Below are 3,833 nucleotides of genomic sequence, written 5' to 3'. Positions count from 1 at the left end.
GCAGGGCGATGTCGAGCAGCACCAGGCTCCAGTCGCCCTTCTCCACCAGCGCAATCGCCTCATTCCCCGACGCCGCCTCGGCCGTGATTTCCAGGTCGTCGGTATCGGCCAGAAACTGCCTCAGTCCGCCCCGCACCACGGCATGGTCATCAACGATCAATACGCTCGCCATCCACTGCTCTCCAGCCTTCTGCCCAGTCTTCGAGCGGAATGTGCAGGGTCAGGCAGGTGCCCGCCCCGGGTTCGCTGCTGATCGACAGCCAGCCGCCGAGATACTGGGCCCGCTCCTGCATTCCGATCAGACCGAAGGAATCCAATTTGTCCCGCTCGCCGTCCGCGAGCCCGATGCCATTATCCCGCACCTCGACGTCCAGCATGCCATTCTGAATTTCCATCACGATGGAGGCCCGCGTAGCGTGGGCGTGCCGGGCGACGTTGGTCAGCGCCTCCTGCACGATGCGGAACACCGCCGTGTTACGGACTACCGAAAGCGTCAGACGTTCCGGCATCCGCACGTCGATGGCGATGCCCGTCATGCGCGAAAAATCCGCCGCGTACCACTTGACCGTCGCGATCAGCCCCAGCGTGTCGAGCATCGCAGGGCGCAGCCCGGCGGAGATCCGCTTGACGGTCTTGAGCGCCGAATCCACCTGCTCCAGCAGGCGGTCGAAGCGCGCCTGGGTGGGCGCCGGCAGCGCCAGGCCATCCACCGTGGTAGCCAGCCCGAGCTTGAGCATGGTCAGGGTGCCGCCGAGCTCGTCGTGCACCTCGCGGGCGATGGTGGTGTTCTGCTCCTCACGCACGGTTTCCAGGTGGGCCGCCAGTCGCTTGAGGCGCGCGGCGCTCTCGGCCTGCTCCTCGGCTGCCAGCTTGCGTTCGGTGATGTCCTCGTGCACGGCCACCAGACGCAGGGGGCCGTCACCCTGAAAACAGCTCAGGTTGAGCACGGACCAGCGCCGCTCGGTGGGCGAGGTGCACTCGTACTCGATGGACACATCGTCGCGGCACCCCACCACCGCGCTCCGGATGGCATCCGCCACCTGGCCGGCCACCGGACACTCCGCCAGGGTGGCCGCATCGCAGATCGCCAGGTAGTTGGCGCCCTCGCTCATCAGCGACGGATCACCACCGTTGCCGACTGCAAACTCGCGCCACGCCCGATTGACCGCGATGATGACGCCGTTCGCATCCAGCACGCACAGGGGCGAATTGAGCGCGTCGATGGTGGCACGGGTGAAGCGCTCGGACTCCAGCAGCGCCCGGGCCCGCTCCTCCGCCTCGAAGGTGCGTTCGGCCACCTTCTCCTCGAGGGTGTCGTTCATGCGCATCAGCGCGGCTTCAACCTCCTTGCGGACGCTGATGTCGGTCAGGCTGCCCACCAGCCGGGTCACCCGCCCCCGGGCATCGCGGATGATCCGGACGTTGTCGGAGATGTGCGCCCACCGCCCGCCGTCGCAGAGCAGGCGGTATTCGGTGTGCAGGCGGTCACTGCGCTGCTTCAGGCAGGCCAGCACCATCGGCCTGATCCGCCGCAGGTCTTCCGGATGGATACGCGCATGCCACCAGCGCCGGTCGAACTTCACTTCGCCCACACCACCAAACACCTTGGTAAAGCCGGCCGAACAGTAGAACGAATCGCTCTCCCGATCCCAGTCGAAGACCATCCCGGCGACCGCCTCCATGGCCAGCCGGAAACGGGATTCGCTCGCCGCCAGGGCGGCCTCGGCCCGCTTGCTGTCGGAGATGTCCTGGGTGCAGCCCATGCCGGCGATCGGCTTGCCGCTGGCGTCAAACTCCAGCTCGACCCGCTCCTTCACCCAGCGGATCTCGCCATCCACCACCAGGCGGTGCTCGATGTCGTAGGGCGCGCCGTTCATCGCGGCCTTCCAGGCGCTGTCCACGAACTCGCGGTCTTCTGGATGGACGACGGACAGAAAGCTCTCGTAGGTCAGCGGCACGCCCTTCGGCACGCCGAAGATGCGGTGGTTCTCGTCGAACCAGCGCAGCTCGTTGCGCACGAGATCCAGCCGCCAGCTGCCCGTGCGGGCCACGGCCTGGGCGCGCTGCAGCTCCTCCTCGCTCTCACGCAGGGATTGCTCGACCCGCTTGAGGCGGCTGATGTCGAGGTTGATGCCCGCCCAGTGGGTGATCTCGCCGCGCTCGTTGCGCACCGGCACGCCCCGCGCCAGGATGTGGTGCCAGTTTCCGTCGGCGCCGCGAAACCGGTGCTCCACATCCCACACCGAGCCCCGCTTGACGCATTCCATCCAGCGGGCGAGGGTTCGTTCGGCATCATCCGGATGCAGCAGGCTGGACCACCCGAAATCCGAACACTGAGCCTGGGTCATGCCCACCAGCTTGAGGAAGGACTCGCTGGCGTAGATGTTGCGGCCGTCCGGCGCGCACACCCACACCCCGTAGTCGATGGATTCGCCGATGGCGCGGTACAGGCGCTCGCTGTCCCGCAGCGCGACCTCCATGCGCTTGCGCTCGGTCACGTCGCTGAGGAAGCCGTGCCACAGGATGCTGCCATCCGCCTCCCGCTGGGGCATCGAATGGCCTTCGATCCAGCGCTCGCCCTTGGTCGGATGGATGACGCGATACTCGGCCCGCCAGGCCGTCAGGGTGCTGGCCGAGGCCGCGACCGTCTCGCTCACGTAGCCCACGTCGCCCGGGTGTATCCGCGCGAAGATCGGCGCGGAGTCATCCACCACGTCTTCCGGCCGCAGGCCATAGAGCTGCTCCAGCGCGGCGCTGGCGTAGGGCATGCAGGACGTGCCGTCCGGCCGCAGCCGGAACGAGCAGATCACCCCGGGCACCGTCGCGGCGATCTTGGTCAGCTGCGCCTGCAGCTCGTACTTCTCGCGCATCAGCGCCTCGGCTTCCTTGCGTTCGCCGATGTCGCTGAGGGCCAGGTTGAGCACCGGCTGGCCGCCGGCGTCCCGCACCGCGCTGGCTTCCACCAGCATCCACACGCGGCGCCCGTTTTCCTGGCGCATGCGCACTTCGCAGGATTGCAGCGTGGCGGTATCAAAGATGCGCCGGCAATAGCGCGCAAAGGGCGCCCGGTCGCTCTCGCAGACAAAGCCCGCCACCGGCTGGGTGATCAGCCTGCCCAGCGAGACCCCCAGCAGGGTCGCGGCGCGGATGTTGGCCTGCAGGATCGTGCCCCGCTCGTCGATGGTCAGAAAGCCCACCGGCGCAAGCTCGTAGAAATCGAAGTAGTTGGCCCGGGCAGCCTCCAGGCCGATGAGTGCCTGCCGCAACTCGGCGTTCTCGAGCTCCAGCTGTACCTCGCGGGCCGTCAGCTCGTCGAGCTCACGGCACATGTCTCCGAGGGGAAGCGCGTCGTCTTTCGCGCCCTCGGCCCATCTATCGTCGTCGGCCATTTGGTTCATCCATCGCTTGCCTTGCCGGGATTCTCGCGCCGTTCTGCCACCGGTGGTGGCCAATCGTGCCAAAAGATGGTCGATCGCACGATCTACGCCAACCTGCCCTGACTCCCCGGCTGACGCAGCACCACCTGATTGCGGCCTTCGCGCTTGGCAGCGTAGCAGGCATCGTCGGCAATCTTCAGGGCGGCGGCGCTGCTGTCCACCGACGCGTCGATCTCGGCCAGCCCGAAGCTTGCGCTCACCCTGAATTCGCGGCCTTCCCACTGGAAGCGCAACGCCGAGATCGCGCGGCACAGGCTGTCGACGATCCGGCAAGCGTCATCGGTGCTGCAGTTGCGCAGGAGCAGCGCAAACTCGTCGCCGCCGATGCGGCTGGTCAGATCCATCCCATTACACACATCTCCCACCCCTGTACCCTATCGTCCTGAGTGACGAACA

3 protein-coding genes are annotated in these 3,833 nt (G+C 67.0%); all 3 read right to left on the bottom strand.

Features of this window, described 5'->3' with window-relative positions:
• Positions 1-172: response regulator (locus Q0672_RS12885; RefSeq protein ID WP_298622754.1), on the bottom strand; the 172-nt coding region annotated here is incomplete at its 3' end.
• Positions 150-3,389 (bottom strand): PAS domain-containing protein, encoded by a 3,240-nt coding sequence (locus Q0672_RS12880; RefSeq protein ID WP_298622752.1) that lies wholly within the window; start codon positions 3,387-3,389, stop codon positions 150-152. The genes Q0672_RS12880 and Q0672_RS12885, both read right to left, overlap by 23 nt.
• Before the next feature lie 92 nt (positions 3,390-3,481).
• Positions 3,482-3,781, bottom strand: a complete 300-nt coding sequence (locus Q0672_RS12875) for a diguanylate cyclase (RefSeq protein WP_298622751.1) — start codon at positions 3,779-3,781, stop codon at positions 3,482-3,484.
• Positions 3,782-3,833 lie beyond the last annotated feature (52 nt).

Source organism: uncultured Zoogloea sp., assembly GCF_937894855.1.
GTDB classification, from domain to species: Bacteria; Pseudomonadota; Gammaproteobacteria; order Burkholderiales; family Rhodocyclaceae; genus Zoogloea; species Zoogloea oryzae.
The sequence above is the reverse complement of the archived record's forward strand: the minus strand, read 5'-3'. Positions and strand labels throughout refer to the sequence as shown.

Coding starts and splice junctions, on each gene's coding strand:
- Q0672_RS12880 (WP_298622752.1), bottom strand. CDS start 3,389: ATGGCCGACGACGATAGATGGGCCGAGGGCGCGAAAGACGACGCGCTT.
- Q0672_RS12875 (WP_298622751.1), bottom strand. CDS start 3,781: ATGGATCTGACCAGCCGCATCGGCGGCGACGAGTTTGCGCTGCTCCTG.